This is a genomic window from Micromonospora sp. BQ32 (genome assembly GCF_059358895.1).
Map to the genome: position 1 here is coordinate 1 of NZ_JCADBI010000035.1, position 16,465 is coordinate 16,465.

Consider the following 16,465-nt stretch of genomic DNA (forward strand, 5'->3'; position numbering starts at 1 on the left):
AGGTAGACGGGTTGGCCGAACTCGTCGATCCCGATGAAGATCGGGTCGAACATCGACAGGCCAGGACCCACCGGCACCGCGTCGGCGGTGGTGGGGATCGTGGTGGTCATGAGGTGCCCTCCTGGGCGTTGTGGGCGCGAGGAGCCACACGAACGAGCCGCCATGGCTCCTCGCGTCCGGAATGGGTGGGGTCAGATCCAGTCGGAGGTGTCGTCGTCCTCGACGGACGACGCAGACGAAGCCGCGGGCTTGCTGCCGTTGGCGGTCGTGGCGGCCGGCTTAGACCCCTGCTCCATCACCCGGCGCATGTGGTGTCAGCTGCACGGACTAGTCAGCCTCGAACTCGCCGGCTACCTCACCTCAAACCACCCGTCTGATGACGAGTTCCGCCAGTACCTACGGGACCTTGCGGTTGGAGCCGGCGACACACTCGAGCAAGCCCAGGCATCGGTAGCGCTAGCCCTAGACAGAGCGGACAACACCTGACGACAGCCCGCCGCGCCAAACACCGGCGGGCAGAAGCAATCCATCACGAAACGCATCATCGCGATGCTGCAAACCGTCGTTTCGAATGCACGCTCATGCCGCTGACCGCGCGTCTTGACCGGCAGCGAGGATCGGACGCCCCAGCGAAGGCGGCACGCCGGTTACGCACTGTGACAGCCGAGCCCGGGAGAGTCGATCGACTGTCACCCTTCAAGTGAAGCCGATGTGTAATGGATCAAGTGGAGCCCGACAGTCTGTCGGGCTCCGGTTGATGCGTTACGCGGTCCCCTATCCGCTGGCTAACGATCGTGAACCTCCGGCCGAAGACGCGGATGCGGCAACATTCGCTTCTAGCCGATGAGCCAGCGGCGATCGAATTTCCTCGTGGCGGCCCTCGAGGTTGGGGCACCGCAACTCACTTGACCGGTGCGGTTCGCCCACGATTGGGTGGCGCCGTGAGCAGACTGTGGACCGCCCCCGAGGACGACCCCAGGACCTTCGGTCAGCCCGTCGGCGAAAAGGCGACCTACCGGGAGTACCTCGGCAACTACCGTCTGACCATAGAGATGAAGTGCGGCGGACTGGACGCCGAGCAGCTCGGCCGACGCTCGGTACCGCCCAGCACCCTGAGTTTGCTCGGCCTGGTCCGCCACCTGGCTCAGATGGAGAACCACTGGTTCCAGCGCGTGCTGCAAGGGCGAACTGACGCACTGTGCCTTTACAAGGAGGACAACCCGGATTGGGACTTCGGGGACGAGGTCCCCGACCCAGCGGTGGTGAAGGACGCCTTTGCAACCTGGAAGGCCGAGATCGCCAAGGCGGACGAATGGCTCGACGCCCTCGAGGAGGCCGACCTGGGCCGCGAGGTGCCGGTCGACGGTGGCAGCCACGCCACGCGCGACGTGCTTGTCCACGTGATCGAGGAGTATGCGCGGCACGCTGGCCACGCCGACCTCCTGCGCGAGTGCATCGACGGGCGAACCGGCCTCTGACCAACCGGGGCGGTGGGTCAGCATAAGGACCGCCGTCAGGACGCAACCTCACCGTGAGGAACGGCGGTGAAGCAGAACTGGGGCGGCCCGGAGCCAGTGAGTGACAAACTGGGTGACGATCACGACGGACACCCGTGGACGCGTCAGGACGAAGTCAGATCGTCTCAGCAGTTCAGCCGATGCTTCAGGGCAGTTCGGAGGGCCGTGTTGGTCGCCTGGGGGTCAAGGGTCGTCGGTTCGAATCCGGCCGTCCCGACAGAGAAAAAGCCCTGACCAGCGGAAACGCTGGTCAGGGCTTTAAGTTTGCCTATGGGGTTTTGAACCGCCCCCGAAAACCTCCATTTACCGGGGTCGGCGACCAGGTTCGTCATCCCCGCGCATCGTTGGGCAATGCGGGTGTGGGACGTCGCCCGCGGTCGGCGCCGAGTCGCTCGAGGATGTCCGAAACGTCCGGGGCTTGGGCGGGCTTGGCGATGTAGTACGTGGCGGTGACCTCCTCGCTGGAGTGTCCCAGCTGTGCTGCGGCGCTTTTCGTGTCGGTCTCTTCCTTGATGAGGGTGGTGACGGTCTTGCGGAAGGTGTGTGTGTGTGTGGGGGGGGGGGTGACCCAGGCGAGGTCGGTGTCGGCGCGGGCCTCACGCCACTGGCGGCGGACGTTGTTGGGCGAGAGCCAGGTGCCGCGTCGGGAGGCGAAGATTGCGTCGTGGGGGTTGTCGGCGGCGACGAGTTTGCGGGCCATGATCATGCCGACGGCGAACCGGGGCAGCACGACCATTCGCCAGCCGGCGTCGCTCTTGGTCCAGGGTTGGCGGAAGAAGCCCTGGCCTTTGACGAAGACGAGCGTGCCGCAGATCGTCAGGGTGGGGCGTTCGGCGACGAGGTCGAGGTCCTCCCATCGCAGGGCGAGGACCTCGCCGATGCGGGCGCCGGTGGCCAGCATCAGGTCGACGACGTCCGCCAGGTCGCCGCTGTGCCGTGATCCGGGCTTGCCGGGGATCGGTCGCTGCCAGTCACGGATAGCCGTGCGGACGGCCTGGAGATTCTCGTCGGTGAGGGCGACGACCGTGCGGCGGGGTCTATGAAGCCGGCCGGTGTCGCGTAACTGCTCCAGGTCCTGCCGGAGTCGATCACCTGCTGGGCGGTGCTGCTCTGGGACTGGCTTCTTCCCTTGGTCATCACCGCGATCGCACCAAGCGGCCTCAGGGTGCGGGTCAGAGCAATGCGGCCGATGAACCTCACTGGCCATCTTGGTGCACGGGCGTTACTGGGATGTTGGTAAGAACGGCGACACCAGGGGCCAAATAGTGGATCTTGGTAGGTGGTGTGGGACTCGCCATCGGCGTCTGCGCTGGCGTCCCGTCAGGGGATCCATGGCCGGGCATCCTGCGATGATTACCGGGGCGGTGATGTCCGCGAGACAGAGGAAGAAAATATGACACAAGGTGTCAGACTTTGGGTCGAGTATGGCTCCACCGGTCGGCGTCGATGGCGCGGACTGGGCACCACGGACACATATGGAATAGATAAGGACCTCCGTGCGCGAAACTTCAGAAGATCTCCAAGAGCTTCAGGCCCTCCTTGACGCCTCCCTCTCCCGCTCCACCTCGCACCTCCGCTCGATCATCAAGGCTGAAAGCACACTGACCGCGGAGCAGCTCACCCAGGTCCTCACCGGCATGCGCACCCTCGCCCTGTCCACCGTGACGGCCAAGGGCGAGCCACGGATCAGCGGTGTGGACGGGCACTTCCTGCACGGGAAGTGGCATTTTGGCACGGCGCGCAACGCCGCCAAGGCGCGCCATCTCGCGGCGCGGCCCGCCGTCAGCGCCGCGCATATGCGCGGTGAGGACCTAGGCGTGTTCACGCACGGCAAGGTGGAGATCCTCAACCCCCAGGACGGCGAGCCGGCCGCGGACTGGCCCGACTTGCTCGCGTACTTCAAGGACTTCTACGGCGACGGCGACGACTTCTTCGACTGGGAAAACGACGTGGTCTACTACCGGCTACATCCGCACTGGATGACCGTCTACGCCCCCGACATCGCGAAGCTCACTGCGGCGTCCCAGTCCTGATCCGCAGCACGGGCCGCATCGGGACCAGCCACGTGATGAGAGATCTGGTGAGGCGGCCGGGAGCCGGTCCGAACGGGGGCGCGGTGGTCGCGGAAGGCACTCCGGACACCGTCGCGACGGCGGACACCCCGACCGCCGGTTTCTTCCGGCGGTACGCGGCCGGCCTGCCGCTCCTGGAGGTGTGCGGAAAGGCGCGCGCTACTGCCGCCGTTTGAGATGCCAGCCCTCACACCTAGATCATCCTTTTGGCCTCCACTGGTACGGAGACTGGGCTCCGTTCGGCGACAGGGACCTGCCCGCCATGGGGCCAGCGCAAGCGACGTCGTGAGGAGGCCAGGGTTGGCGAAGCGCCTGCGGTCCATTGCCGGTTCCCGGGTGGTCCCTCCGGCAGGGTTCGAAGTCGCGTACGCCGGTCCCGACGGCGATGAGGTCCGTCGGACGATGGGTGAAGCGCGGAGGTGCCGTTCGAGCGGCTGTCGCCGGTGCGGTCGTTTCCGTCGTACCGGGGGCAGCGCAACTACCCGGGCTACTGCTGGTCGTCCAGTTCTGGAGCGCATGTCGGGTACGAGTCCCGGCTGGAGCGACGAGGCCATCGCAATGGATTTCGACCCGATGGTGGTCGCATTCGCGTTGGGCGACGTGGAGTCGCGGGAACTGGTTGAAGACGCGGTTCAGCGGGTGGGTGGATGAAGCGGCCCGCTACGGGTGCGGTGGCGACACGTACACGCCTCCGCGTTCTCCGGTCGCTTGATGTCGCCAAGCGGAGGGCCGTTCGGTGGTACCACCGCGCCCTCGTCCGAGCCTCCGGCCGCGCCCAAAGCCGGCACCACCAACCTGCGGGGCGGTGCGCCGCGCCCGGAATTGGCCGCGCAGCTCAGCCAGGCCAGCACTGATTGAGGCGGTATCCGATCCCGTGGGCCATCAGCGCTCCGCCCATGTACCCGGCGAACAGTGGCTGCACCTGGGACGGGACGATCGCGTGGGTGTTCAGCAGTGCCTTAATCTTGTCGGCGGCGCCCTGCGCGGCAACCCCGGAGTCGATCTGAGCCTCCTGCCAGGTCACCGGCGTACCGTCGCGAAGTCGCCGCGGCACTCCGATGTTCACGCCCACCACGATCTCCATCGGCGGGGCGAAGGCCGAGCCGCCGTGGTGGAAGACCACCGCTCTCACGCAGCCGGTCTCCTGCCAGTTCTCCCCCGTGGCCCGAAAGAGGAAAACACTGGGATCGACGACATCGGTGGTTGGTGTCTCCTCGACCGGCTCCTGCGGCTGCGCGACCGGCTCAGGGTGGTGTTTGGGAGCCTCGGCCTGCTGCGCTATGGGTAGGTCCGCGGGAACGGTGGCAGGTGCGAACGGAACGATGTCCGGATGGGAAGTCCGGTAAATCGTCATCGTCTCCCTGGCGTCGGTCTCCAGCATGCCCGTCTCGGGGTTGTGATGCGCGGTCCCCACCACATGGCCGGACGAGTCGACCAGGAACACCGTGTCGTGGGCGTGCGACCCGCCAGAACCCGTACCCCCACCTGAACCGGCATGGGCATGCCGGAGCCAGCGCAGATCGTCGAAGATGGAGCCGCCGGACTCCTGAGATTCGGCAGTCTCCATCACGGGATCGTCTCCGTAATCGCCATCGGCCATGCTCCACACAGTGGAAGATGACGGATCGAGAGTCCATCGGACGGACAGCAAGACGACACCCCGCCGGCCCAGTCCGACCCGAGGAGGAACGACGTCGGCTGTCTCGGCAGGACGTCTGGCGACCGCGGCGGCGGCCATCGGCCGCTACGAATAACTGCTGCGCAGGTTCTGGCTATACACGAGCGGTGGCTTCGACGTCCGACGCCTCCGAGGCGTACGCGCCGGGCAGCGAGGCTCGCACACCTTGCACCGTTTGACGCCCGAGCCCCGGCTCGAGCCAGGCGGTCAGCTTGGGAGCGGTCATTCGTGTCAACGCCGGCTGAAAGTTGACCCCTCCGAGGCTGGCGCGTTCGTAGCGGTTGGAGACCAGTTGGAAGAACAGGTTCGCGGCTTCGGCTTCGAAGGGAATGTAGCCGACCTCGTCGACGATCAGCAGCGGGATCCGGCCGAGTTTGACCAGTTCGTCTTGCAGGCGCCCGGCGTGGTGGGCGTCGGCGAGGCGGGACACCCATTGGGCGGCGGTGGCGAACGCGACGCGATGTCCGGCCTGGCAGGCCCGGATCCCGAGGCCGATGGACAGGTGGGTTTTGCCGGTACCGGGCGGGCCGAGGAAGACGACGTTCTCTTCCGATGCCACGAAGTCCAGGGTTCCGAGGTGTCCGATGGTCTCCCGTTTGAGGGAGCGTTGGTGCTCGAAGTCGAACTCCTCCAGGCTCTTGCGGGCCGGGAAGCGGGCTGCGCGGATATGTCGCCCGCCGCCGTTGACTCACCTATGGAAGGTGTAGCGGTTCTCGCGGTACTCGGCTGCGCCCTGCTTCTCACCCTTGTGGGGTCGCTCGTGGGGTTGACCGCGGTCACCCGCAGGCGCGACCGAGACCGGCGTGATGTGCTCCAACAGTGGGCCAAGCAGCACGATTGGACCTTCGTTCCGTCACCGAACGTCGACTGGGGTAGCCGACTACCGGGCCGTAACCGACGTGGTGTCTCCCTAGCCCTGTTCGGTGCGATTGGCGGCTACCGGGTCAGCGTTGCTGAATATTCCTACACCGACGGTCCACACCTCCACCAACGGCGACGGAATGGGCGGCACGACCACCAACACGTCCAGTCACAGCCACCCTTACGTCGTGGTGCTGGTCCACCTCGACGAACCTCATCCGACGATCGCTGTACAGCGGCGCACCACCGTCTCCCGAATTGGTCAAGTCCTGTTCGGCGACGCCGGGCCCGCCACCGGCGACCAGAACTTTGACAAGCACTACCGTGTAGCCGGTGAGCCGGTAGCCACCCGGCAGCTCATCGGGCCCGCTCTACGAGCCGAACACCTCGCCGGCACCGTGCCCCTCTGGGCCCTGCACCAGGCAGAGTTGATGACCTATCAGCCTGGTCGAATCGAAAGTCCGAGTCAGACCCCCGATCTGGCCGCACCCTCGATCCGTGTAGCTGCCCTGCTGAAGCAGAGAGATCAGCGATAGTTGTGAAGCGACTCTGTGGTGACGATAAGGACGACTATCGCTCAGCTTCGGCGACTCGTACCGGAACCGGTGGACGCGCAGGCCCCGCAGATCCAGGTCGGCCTGCACCCGGGCCACCTGGTCCCAGGTGGCGGGCGACGCCCAGAAACCCTGGAGGAGCACCAGGTCCGCGTCGATCAATGACGTCTCCGTAGCACGCAGTTGGATGCCCGTTCACGCAACGTGCCGGACCCTCTACGGCGAGTCGAACAGCAGATTCAAAGGGCAGCTGACCCAGAAGATCCGCTACGACTACGACTCCGCCGGCACCGCCAGCGCCTACAAGTGGCAGGTCCGCAACTTCAACGAGCGCTACCAACCGACCGGCGTCAACTACGCGATATCGATCGTCGCCGGGCTCGGCGTCACCTACGTCTATGGCTACGGCTACTCCCAGTACACCGGCGCCCCCACGACGATCGCGTACCCGGCCGGCGGCGGCCTGGTCAACGAGCAACTGACCACCGACTACGACGCCACGACCGGCATGCCGGTCCGCCTGGTCACCAGCCTCACCGGCTTCGTGGGCACCATAGCGACCGCCACCTACACCGCGTACGGCGAACGTAAAGGCTCGATCTACACGGTCCCCGGGATCAGCACCTACACACAAGAGACCGTCTACCGGGACGAGGCGACCCGCCGCGTCAATCGAACCACCATCGAACGGTCGACTGTCGCCGGCACCGTCTCGAACCGCCAGTACACGTACCAGGACGCCGGCAACCTTGAGTCGATCACTGATACCCCACAGGTCGGTGACGCGGACGCTCAATGCTTCCGCGACGACGCCCTGGGGCGCTTGACGACCGCCTGGACCCCGAAAGCCGGGATTTCCTGCAACACGGATCCCGCCCTCGCCAACCTCGGCGGACCGGCACCGTACTGGCAGGACTGAACCGTCAACGACACCGGCAGCCGGCGCACCGAAACCAGCAACGACAGCAGCGGAAAACCACACGCAGCTACAGCGTGCCCGACGGTAGCCCGGGAGTCGTACGACCCCACGCCGTCACCAACACGAAAACCGTAAATCCCAATCAGACGACCGTTAATCAAAAATACGAATACGACAAGTCGGGCAACACTACCTGCCGGCCCGCCGCCCACTTCCTCAACAACAACTGCGTTACTAGCGCCAACAACCACACCCTCGGCTGGGACGCCGAAGGCAAGCTCGCCACCGTCAGCTACGCCGGGAATACATCGAGACCAACATCTATGACTGAGACCGACCAGGCTGCCGTTCACGCAAATCGGGCTGCCCGCCGCGGGAAGGGCAAAAGCACCTCGCCTCAACCGCATGGAAAGGGTCAGCACCTCGGCGGCCGGGGCTCCGTCCAGAGCCCGCGCCAGTGGGGTAACCGTCGAAGCGGTTGATCCGTCAATACGGTCATTGGCGGCGAGGTGTCGCAGAGGCTGATCCAAGAATCGCGGTGCGCTCCTTCCTGGCAATGGTTCGCCCTTTCCGGAACGCGCGGAGCGGCTCATCCGCTCGTGCTGGATCAGGCGCTATATCACCAGGGTGTCGAACCGGCCTTCCCGACGGCGGACGTGCCCACGCCAGCCCGCGAGCAGTGCGATGAGAATCCAGCCGATGCCGCCGAGGACCAGCGAGCCCAGGGTGCCGCTGGAGTCGACCCGATCGGCCTCCTTGAGCTCGATCACCCCGTCCGGGTCGGTGAGTACGGTTAGGGTGTCGCCGATTTGGTAGCCGGGGTTGCTGCCCTGATAGGTCAGTGGCTCGTCGAGCGGACCATCGTCGCCCCGGAGCGCGAAAGTGTGCCGCTTACCGGCGACCTCGGCGTCGACGATGGTTACCTCCTGGCGGACGCCGCGCTGCTCCAGCGCCAAGTCGGGGGCGAGTCCCACCGATCCCACGAGTACGAACAGGGCGGGAACGAACGAGAGCAAGGACAGCCACATCGCTCGGTGCAGCACACGTACGACGACCATGAAGACCAGGCAGAAGGCGAGCCCCGTCACGATTGAAATCGCCTTCGACCCGACCGTGCCGTACGCGATGGCGGTGTTCAGCCCGACGAAAGCCAAGCCGAGCAGCACCACCAGCGCCGTCCTTCTGACCGACTTGCCCGCCGTCCAGGCCCCCGCCCACGGGGTGGAACCGGTCGGCGGCGCCCCGGCCGGGCCGAATCCGGTTGCATCGAATTCGGCGGGAGGCTGTCCGGTGAATCGCTGGTCGGCTGGCCACCCGTGGGCGGGCTGGATCCGGCCCGGTGGTGTGGGTTCGCGATGCACGGCCAAGATCGTAACAAGGGCTGACAACCCAACCTGAACCCGCGAGGAGCGTCGTTGAGTCCCTTGATCGCCGGGCAATTCCACGGGAAAGTCCGGCGTGGACGGTGAAGCCGCCCTCGCTACGCGGTTCTGTGCGAAGGTGACCGCCGAGGGCGGTAAATCGTTCGCGCATCCCGAGCAGCCCGACGCCGGCCGGTATCCGGCGTGGTCTTGCCGTCGTCATCGACTCGGATCGCGAGGAGGTCGGGGCAGTGGTCGACCGGACCGACGCCGCTGCAGCCGCGGAGTGCACCGTCAGGCCCGGGCCGACCAGCGGCGTACGATCACGACGGCGCCGGCCACCAGCGCCAGGCCCAGCAGGATCAGCGGCACTGCGGGCATCGGCCACGGCGAGTGGACGTATTCCCTGACGATCACGACAGCGCGGTGGGGCTCGTCGGTCGCGGAGCGGGTGAACCGGATGTCGTCGGTGATCTGCGCCGGTCTGAACTCCCCGTCGTAGCGGGTCAGGAAACGCGGGCCGAGCAACGCTGCGGACAGCCTCGGGTATTGCGGGTCCGGCTTCACCTCGCCTGCGAACGTCAGATCGGGCGCGTTGCCCTTGGGCGCCGGATTGCTGATATCCATTCGGTGGTCGGCCAGCACGTACAGGCGCAGCGGCTGACTACCCTCGGCCGTGGTCGACAGTCGCATCGGGTAGACCGGTGTGTCGGTCTCGAACTCCAACCGCATCGGCGGTAGTCCGGCGGAGAGGCTGCCGGAGGTCGGGGCCAGGCGCACCGCGACGACGAGCCAGCCCTCCGCGAGGTATGGTCCGAGCGCGCCTTCGAGGGCGGCGGGCAGGGTGAAGTCGTTGTCGCCCAGCCAGCCCGTCACGGCGGTGGCGTCGGTGCCGGCGAGTTGGGCGACCTCGTAGGGCCCAATCGCGATGTGGTCGACGACGGTGGCGCCCCGATCGGCCTGCGGGGGTGCACCCGCGCCGTTCCCGTCCACCCGCACGCGCCGCACCTTGACGTCCGGGCGGCTGATCCGGTCGAGCTCGCTGAAGAGTGCGCCGTCAGCCACCTCGAACCGGGCGCGGGCGGGAACCGGCATCAGGAACGCCGCCTGGGTCGCCTCGGAACGCGCCTGCACCGAGAGGGTGATCGACTCGGTGCGTCCGGTCAGCTCCACCAGCGCGGTCTCCTGCTGCGCACGCAGCGTGTCGTTGGCGACGAACGCCCCGCAGGCGCAGGCGCCGGACGTCGCGGGATCGACTGCCAGCATCGGGACGGCGAGCACAGCCACCACCCCGATCCGGGTTGCCATCCGGCCGATCGCCACGGCCCGTCGGACGCGGTCGACCACGGTCGGGTTCCGCCTTCCGGCCCGGCCGTCGGCCCCCTCGGCGATCTCTGGTCGGATCACCGGCCGGCCTGTTCCGTGGACTGTCACAGCACTCTCCCGTCGTGTCGTCGGCATGGTGTGCGTCTACTCCGGAGCGTGACCGGGCGAGGGCACCCTCGGCAGCACACCGCGAGGCCCAGTGCGCCCTCGCATTGATCAAGGAGGTTAACCTGCTTACCGTCGACGAACAGCGCCGCAGGCTTCGGATGGCCGCGACCCCCTACAGCCCAGGTCTGGGCCTCATCGGCCCTGGCCGGGTACCCCTTGAAGGAGACGACGTTGGGAAGAAACGGCCTGCGGTGGTCGATACCGATCATCGCGCTCGTACTGGGCCTGACCTCGTTGACGGGCTGCGCCATCGACAAGGGCTCGGCACTCGCCGCGGATTTCGAGCAAGAGTGGGCCGGCACCCCGGACGTCGTCAAAATCGACACCACCGACAACAACACGCTGCCCTTCCTCGGAACGGCGAGCGGCGTGCTGATCCTCAAGGACGGCACCTCGGCCGACCGCGTGACCGAGCTGGCGAACAAGCTGGGGGAGTACGTCGCCGGCCACGACAACACCACCGGCCGGATTACGGCGGACGGCATCACCTTCACCGTTGTCGCCGACAAGACCCGCGCCGGCAAGGTACTGGCGCTGTGGCACTCACTGACGGACGACGACCGGGTAGTGAACGGCGACATCAAGGATGCGCCCTGGAAAGAAAAGATTGACCGCTGGGAGATCAAGGTCACCGCGGTCAATCAGGCCGCCGCGATGGCGGTGTTCAAGGATCTGATGGCAGACGGCGACCAGCACCAGCCACTCTCGAGAGTGACCTCGCTGGAGGTCAGCACCGAGCGCGGCGTGCGGCCCTCGCTCCGCGTCGAGACCGACTTCAACGACGGTTTCCCCACCGAGGCGATCGCTGCGTACGACGCGGTGGTCGCTCGGTACCGCGTCGTCGGCGCGACTCTGCGACGTGATCGTGCGACAGGTTCGGCGGTGAGCATCGTCGTGGCGGACGGCGCGGATCTGGACCGTGCCGGCGAACTCGCCAGGACGGCGGCACCGACCCTCGGTGCCGCCGTCAAGGTCACCGGCGACGGCGGCGGCTGACCTGGCCGGGGACTGAGCACGGCGTCCAGTCGTCGGGTCCGGGCGGCCGACCAGGGACAGCGATGCGCAACGCAGCCGGAGGCTTGATCGTGTGTCACCGTTCGCAGTGGACTTCTTCGCGTACCCGCTCAGATCGTCAACGGCGCACCCGATAGCGCAGGTGAAGCACCCGGTTGCCCTGAATCACCACGTCAGGATCCTCCAACAGGTGCTGCGCGTCGACCGACCCGAAGTAGCGCTTGCCGGACCCGAACACAACGGGTACGACGTCCATGCGCACCTCGTCGACCAGGCCCGCGGCAAGCACCTGGCCACCGACGTCTCCAGCGGCTACCTCGACGACACGGTCACCCGCGAGCTTCTGGGCCGTGGCCACGGCTGCCTCGACGCCGTCGACGAAGTGAAACGGCGCCTTGGGGTCCCAGCCCTCGGGCTTCGGCCGGTGGGTTACGACGACCACGTGGTCGATCCCGCCCGGAGGCTTCCCGTCCCAGCCGTCCGTCATGTCGAAGACGTGGCGGCCGACGAGTGTCACTCCGATCTGGTCCCAGTACGGCCGGGTGTAGTCGTAGGCATTCCGGGGACGGCGTAGGCGGAGGACGACCACTAACCGGAGGTAGGACTTACTCGTCTAGGGCGCGGTTTAGATGTCAGCCGCAGTGGAGTAGGCGCCAGCGGCCAAGAGTAGATCAACTGTCTGAGAGTGGTCGCCTCGTAGCGCCCAGTCCAGTGGCGAGTAGCCGGCTCCTCGGTCTTCGCGAAGGTTCGGGTCTGCGCCGTGGGCGAGAAGTTCTTGCACGACGTCGGTATATCCCCAGGCCGCCGCCGCGCATAGGGGCGTTCCCTCCTGGCCGTGCCCGCTTTCGGTGTCTGGCGTAGCGCCGGCGGCAAGAAGAAGCCGCACGAGATCGACCGCGCCGTGCACGGATGCCTGGTAGAGCGGGGTCGTGCCCTCGCAGTCGGCCGCGTTGGGGTCCACTTCGACGCGCAGGAGGGCGCTGGCGACCGCTGCGTCTTCGCGGAGCACCGCCTCCATCAGGCGCTTGGCGAGTTTCTTTCGCTGCCGCTTGTTCACGGTCTTCAGGGTAGGCAGGTCCTGCAGTTCAGCGGGTGGCACCTTCAGAGCCAGTCGTTGATCGCGACGACGTGGAGGGTGGGCTGATAGCGCACGGCGAGTTTGTCGAACCGGGTGGCCACGGCCCGGTGGCGTTTGAGTTGGTTGATGCCGCACTCGATGGCGTGACGCGGCCGGTAGATGTGAGTGTCGAAGGTCGGTGGCCGGCCGCCCTTGAACCCCTTCTTGTGCCGGTTGGTGGCCTGGTCGATCCTGATGGGGATCGTGGCCGGGATGCCACGCCGGCGCAGTTCCGCCCGATTGCCGCAGGAGCTGTAGGCAAGGACCCGGTCGGGTCGGGTGCGGGGTCGACCGCCGTCGGGGCCGGGGACCCGGATGCGCGCCAGCACCCGGGTGAACTGCGGCTGTCGCCGCGCTGCCCGCCGGTCACCAGCATCGCGAGGGGTTTGCGGCCATGTTCGCAGGCCAGGTGCAGCTTCGTGGTCCAGCCGCCCCGCGACCGGCCCGGTGCATGATCAGCGGGCTCGTCCTCGACCCCGCCGGGTGGCTCCTTCTGCCGCTCGGGTTGCGCCCAGGCGCCGGCGGCCTGCTGATGCGCCCGCGCGATGGTCGAGTCGACGCTGACGTCCCAGCCGATCAGACCGGCTGCGTCGGCGCGGGTCTGCAGTCCGGTGACGATCCGCTGCCACACCCCGGCGCGTTGCCAGCGGCGGAACAGCCCGTAGACCGTCTGCCAGGGCCCGTAGCATTCCGGCACGTCCCGCCAGGGCGAGCCCACCCGCACCCGCCACCGGATTCCGCCGATGAGCTGCTGTTTACTCCACTTCGGGGGCCGACCTGGCTTCGTGCCTTTCGGCAGCAGCGGCGCAAGCGCCGTCCACTGAGCGTCGGTCAGGTCGTGTCGCCTCGTCACCGGTATGGTGGCCACGAGGTCTCCGGTTTCAGGTTCTGCTTGGTCGCTGAACCATCTACCGGAGACCTCACTGCGTATCGATCACTGACACGCCCACGGCCCTGATCAGGGCCAACCGCCAGACCCGTCCGTCTTGTGCTGCCATGAAGGAAGTGGTGCCCGGAGGAGGGGGGCGAGCGTCGGGAACGGTAGCTCGCCAGAGCCGTCCTCACTCTCGAGATCGGTGGTGGATCATGGCATGGCAAACAACTCATTGTGTCCAGAGTCGTAGTACCCCGTCGTTGCCAGCGGTGGCGAACAGGTTGCCGTTGGGACTGAATGCCACCGCGTGCACCGTGCCGGTGTGATCGGTGAGGGGTTGGCCGACGGGCAGGCCGGTGTTGGCGTCCCACAACCGCACCTGCCTGTCGTAGCTTCCAGTGGCGAGGAGGTGGCTTTGTGGGCTGAATGCCACCGCGTGCACCGTGCCGGTGTGACCGGTGAGGGGTTGGCCGACGGGCAGGCCGGTGTTGGCGTCCCACAACCGCACCCGTCTCGCGTGGCCGGTGGCGAGGAGGCGACCGTCAGGGCTGAATGCCACCGCCTGCACCGTGCCGCTGTGCTCGGTGAGGGGTTGGCCGACGGGCCGACCCAGGTTGGCATTCCAGAGCCGCAGCGTCTTGCCATCGATCTCGGCGGCGATCAAGAGGTCGCCGTCGGGTGTGAATGTCATCCCGTTCACGGTGCCGGTGTGGCTGGTAAGGGGTTGGCCGATGGGTTCACCGGTCGTTGGGTTCCACAGCCGAACGGTGGTGTCCGCGCTGCCGGTGGCCAGGAGCAGGCCGTCGGGGCTGAACGCCACCGCGAATACCCACCTGCTGTGGCCGGTGAGAGGTTGACCGACGGCCTCTCCGGTCGCCGGGTTCCACAATCGGGCCTTCCGGTCGCTGCCGACGGTGGCGACACGACAGCCATCGGGGCTGAACGCCACCGCGCTCACCACCTTTTTCCACGGCAGCCCTGATTGCACGCGAACTGTTAGCAGGCATCGCTGCGGAACCGTTTCGGCCTGGGCGGTATCAGCAGCATGTGCTGCCTGGTCCTGACTGGGGCGGTCTGCGGTGGGAGGAGGGGCGGCCGTGGGGGATGGTTGTTCCGGGTGAAGGAGGGCGCGGGCGGAGGCGGCGACGGAGGGAGTGTCCTGGGAGGCCATGAGTTGAAGGGTCTGTTGTGCCGCGAGCGTTTCTCGGGGATCGGGTGAGGTGAGCCAGGTGCTCAGAGTGGTGATCGCGGCGCGGCGGATCTCTGGGTAGGGACTGTCAAGGCTGAGCCGAAGCGCTTCGGGTAGTTCTGCTGGGGTAACAGTCAACCCCCGAGGGCTGCGCGCGAGGATGATCTCGCCCTCGCCGCCGTGAAGCCAACGTTGCGGACTTTGAGCCTCGCTGGCGGCCTTCACCTGGTCGGCGGCGTAGGCATACGCCTCGTCTACGGAGATGTAGCCGTCGCCATCCTTGTCCGCTTCCCCGGTGCGTAACCCGTCGACAAGAGCGGCGGTGAACACCGAGCGCTGGGACGCCTCGGATAGTCCAGCGCCTTCGAAGGCGGGTTCTCCCGCGCGGGTTGCGGTGAGCACGGCTCGGCCGCGTCCGCGGCCGATGAATCGCCGCTCGAGGTCAAGTTGGTCGCCGCCTTTGGCATGGCCGAACGAGCCGCTGAAGCAACAGTCCAGAATTAGCACCTGCCGACGGGCGCGGCATTCCTCCAACCGGTCGTGCAGCCACGTCGACTCGATCGCGGTGGAGCTGAGTTGGGTACTGACCGTGTCCGTGGCGGCGAGGTGCAGCCGCCCCCGGGGGTCGAGCACGCCGTGGCAGGACAGGTAGATCAGAACCAGGTCGTCGACACCCCGGTGGGCGAGGAACGCTTCGACGGCACGGCGGATTTCGTACTCGCGCCGGTCGAGGACCCGTGTGACGGTGAACCCTCCGATGGAGGGGGCGGCGAGCACCTCCACGATGTCGGCGGCATCCCGCGCGGGAGCTCGTAGTTCCCTCAACGCGGGGTCGGTGTAGGTGGCGGTAGCGACAACGAGCGCGTGTCGGGAATCGGGCAGGTTAGGCGCGGGGTGCATGTCGGGACAGCCACACGTTGATCAGTTGGTCCTGCTGCTCGGAGGTGATACCGGTGACCTTGATGGTGTCGCCGTCGATGGTGACCTCGACGCTGCGGCCGTTGCGAGACACCCAGCTTCGAATCTTGGTGAAGGCGCCGGCGAGCGCGGCGGCGCCCAATCTGACCCCCAACATTCCTGCCAGCGCTGATACGCCCTTGGCCCCCTCAGGGGCGTTCGCGTCGGTCAATAGCTCGACGGCGTCGACGTCGAGGTCCAGCAGTTCGGCGCGTAGACGGCGGGCGAGGGCCAGCAGTTCTCCCTGATCGTCATCGGTGTCGCCCCCCACCTGCACGGTGAGGTCATAATCATCCGCCATAGGTGTCGTCCTCCCGGTCGCGCGGGCAGCGATCGCATCGGTTCGCAGCGGAGCGGCCGACGTGGTGGCATAAAGGTTGCCACACGGGTGACCCCGTCGGCGCACCCTGTAGCGGCAGCGCCGTGACCACTGTGGCGCCGGTCGTGCTACTTGTGCTGTTCGACAGGCGATCGAGGATGTCGGTCGTCGAGCCCACTGTGCGACAGGAGACGCAGGTAGCGGGCGTGCAGTTCGGTGGCCGCCTCGTGGTCACCGCGGGTGGTGAGGGCGCTGTGGGCACGGGCGTGGAGGTCTGCGTTGTATGGGTCGATGCGGAGGCCCGCCTGCAGCAGGGCAAGGCGGCGCGGCGGATCAGGTTCGGCGTCCGCGAGGGCGGCGCAGGCGTCGATGACATGCCGGCGGGTCGTTTCGCGGATGGGGTCGAGCCATGGCCAGATGCGTCCGGCGGCGAGGTCAGCGGGGTAGGCGTCAACGACGGCCTGCCAGGCAGCGGTGGTGTTGGTGACGGCGCTGGCGGCGTGGTGAATGGCGGCTTGCAGCTGCCACAGGTCGACGTT

The 16,465-nt window shown here is 67.1% G+C and carries 15 protein-coding genes and 3 pseudogenes; 6 read left to right on the plus strand and 12 right to left on the minus strand.

Annotated features, from left to right (window positions below):
• A pseudogene (locus AC5L30_RS32625) lies at window positions 1–110 on the minus strand (FtsK/SpoIIIE domain-containing protein); the annotation flags it as partial.
• On the opposite strand from AC5L30_RS32625, the gene AC5L30_RS32630 reads away from it, so the two are divergent.
• Window positions 109–486 carry a TetR-like C-terminal domain-containing protein gene (locus tag AC5L30_RS32630; RefSeq protein ID WP_494872117.1) on the plus strand — a complete coding sequence of 126 codons (378 nt, stop codon included), beginning with the start codon at window positions 109–111 and terminating at the stop codon, window positions 484–486. The pseudogene AC5L30_RS32625 and the gene AC5L30_RS32630 overlap by 2 nt on opposite strands.
• Window positions 487–941: 455 nt before the next feature.
• Entirely contained in the window at window positions 942–1,478 is a 537-nt protein-coding gene (locus tag AC5L30_RS32635) for a DinB family protein (RefSeq protein ID WP_494872092.1), read from the plus strand.
• Window positions 1,479–1,845: 367 nt separating this feature from the next.
• Here AC5L30_RS32635 and AC5L30_RS32640 read toward each other — a convergent pair whose 3' ends face one another.
• Entirely contained in the window at window positions 1,846–2,724 is an 879-nt protein-coding gene (locus AC5L30_RS32640; RefSeq protein ID WP_494872094.1) for a tyrosine-type recombinase/integrase, read from the minus strand.
• Window positions 2,725–3,013: 289 nt separating this feature from the next.
• Here AC5L30_RS32640 and AC5L30_RS32645 point away from each other — a divergent pair, with 289 nt between their 5' ends.
• Complete coding sequence (locus AC5L30_RS32645; protein WP_494872096.1) at window positions 3,014–3,550, plus strand: pyridoxamine 5'-phosphate oxidase family protein; 537 nt, start codon at window positions 3,014–3,016, stop codon at window positions 3,548–3,550.
• A gap of 874 nt (window positions 3,551–4,424) precedes the next feature.
• On the opposite strand, the gene AC5L30_RS32650 is transcribed toward AC5L30_RS32645, so the two are convergent.
• Complete coding sequence (locus tag AC5L30_RS32650; RefSeq protein ID WP_494872098.1) at window positions 4,425–5,189, minus strand: hypothetical protein; 765 nt, start codon at window positions 5,187–5,189, stop codon at window positions 4,425–4,427.
• Between the two features lie 337 nt (window positions 5,190–5,526).
• Window positions 5,527–5,952 (minus strand): annotated as a pseudogene (locus AC5L30_RS32655) (ATP-binding protein); the annotation flags it as partial.
• 265 nt (window positions 5,953–6,217) lie between these two features.
• Here AC5L30_RS32655 and AC5L30_RS32660 point away from each other — a divergent pair.
• Both AC5L30_RS32660 and AC5L30_RS32665 read left to right on the plus strand, forming a co-directional pair.
• Window positions 6,218–6,664, plus strand: coding sequence for a hypothetical protein (locus tag AC5L30_RS32660; RefSeq protein ID WP_494872100.1), 447 nt, complete (start codon window positions 6,218–6,220; stop codon window positions 6,662–6,664).
• Window positions 6,665–6,908: 244 nt separating this feature from the next.
• A pseudogene (locus AC5L30_RS32665) lies at window positions 6,909–7,929 on the plus strand (hypothetical protein); the annotation flags it as partial.
• Window positions 7,930–8,215: 286 nt separating this feature from the next.
• Here the strand turns inward: AC5L30_RS32665 and AC5L30_RS32670 are convergent.
• Both AC5L30_RS32670 and AC5L30_RS32675 read right to left on the minus strand, forming a co-directional pair.
• Window positions 8,216–9,046 carry a hypothetical protein gene (locus tag AC5L30_RS32670; RefSeq protein WP_494872101.1) on the minus strand — a complete coding sequence of 277 codons (831 nt, stop codon included), beginning with the start codon at window positions 9,044–9,046 and terminating at the stop codon, window positions 8,216–8,218.
• Window positions 9,047–9,256: 210 nt separating this feature from the next.
• Window positions 9,257–10,369: a DUF2330 domain-containing protein gene (locus tag AC5L30_RS32675; RefSeq protein WP_494872103.1), complete on the minus strand. Its 1,113-nt coding sequence runs from the start codon at window positions 10,367–10,369 to the stop codon at window positions 9,257–9,259.
• 258 nt (window positions 10,370–10,627) lie between these two features.
• On the opposite strand from AC5L30_RS32675, the gene AC5L30_RS32680 reads away from it, so the two are divergent.
• Window positions 10,628–11,452, plus strand: a complete 825-nt coding sequence (locus AC5L30_RS32680; protein ID WP_494872105.1) for a hypothetical protein — start codon at window positions 10,628–10,630, stop codon at window positions 11,450–11,452.
• A 136-nt stretch (window positions 11,453–11,588) separates the two neighbouring features.
• Here the strand turns inward: AC5L30_RS32680 and AC5L30_RS32685 are convergent, their stop codons facing one another.
• From AC5L30_RS32685 to AC5L30_RS32710, 6 genes are all read right to left on the minus strand, one after another.
• Window positions 11,589–12,059, minus strand: coding sequence for a dihydrofolate reductase family protein (locus AC5L30_RS32685; protein ID WP_494872106.1), 471 nt, complete (start codon window positions 12,057–12,059; stop codon window positions 11,589–11,591).
• Between the two features lie 36 nt (window positions 12,060–12,095).
• Window positions 12,096–12,527 (minus strand): ankyrin repeat domain-containing protein, encoded by a 432-nt coding sequence (locus tag AC5L30_RS32690; protein WP_494872108.1) that lies wholly within the window; start codon window positions 12,525–12,527, stop codon window positions 12,096–12,098.
• Between the two features lie 44 nt (window positions 12,528–12,571).
• A protein-coding gene (locus tag AC5L30_RS32695; protein WP_494872109.1) for an IS5 family transposase occupies window positions 12,572–13,455 on the minus strand; the annotation gives its coding sequence in 2 pieces (ribosomal slippage) (window positions 12,572–12,933 and window positions 12,933–13,455; 885 coding nt in all).
• Window positions 13,456–13,690: 235 nt separating this feature from the next.
• A complete protein-coding gene (locus AC5L30_RS32700) occupies window positions 13,691–15,550 on the minus strand; it encodes a caspase, EACC1-associated type (protein WP_494872111.1) in 1,860 nt (619 codons plus the stop codon).
• Window positions 15,534–15,908 carry a hypothetical protein gene (locus tag AC5L30_RS32705; RefSeq protein WP_494872113.1) on the minus strand — a complete coding sequence of 125 codons (375 nt, stop codon included), beginning with the start codon at window positions 15,906–15,908 and terminating at the stop codon, window positions 15,534–15,536. The genes AC5L30_RS32700 and AC5L30_RS32705 overlap by 17 nt, the downstream gene beginning before the upstream one ends.
• 146 nt (window positions 15,909–16,054) lie before the next feature.
• Window positions 16,055–16,465, minus strand: a 411-nt coding sequence (locus tag AC5L30_RS32710; protein ID WP_494872115.1) for a bacterial transcriptional activator domain-containing protein, incomplete at its 5' end; no start/stop codon positions are given.

Excerpts from the sequence above, each read along its gene's own strand:
- AC5L30_RS32700 (WP_494872111.1), bottom strand. The coding sequence starts at position 15,550 with ATGCACCCCGCGCCTAACCTGCCCGATTCCCGACACGCGCTCGTTGTC.
- AC5L30_RS32630 (WP_494872117.1), top strand. The coding sequence starts at position 109 with ATGAGGTGCCCTCCTGGGCGTTGTGGGCGCGAGGAGCCACACGAACGA.
- AC5L30_RS32705 (WP_494872113.1), bottom strand. The coding sequence starts at position 15,908 with ATGGCGGATGATTATGACCTCACCGTGCAGGTGGGGGGCGACACCGAT.
- AC5L30_RS32640 (WP_494872094.1), bottom strand. The coding sequence starts at position 2,724 with ATGGCCAGTGAGGTTCATCGGCCGCATTGCTCTGACCCGCACCCTGAG.
- AC5L30_RS32650 (WP_494872098.1), bottom strand. The coding sequence starts at position 5,189 with ATGGCCGATGGCGATTACGGAGACGATCCCGTGATGGAGACTGCCGAA.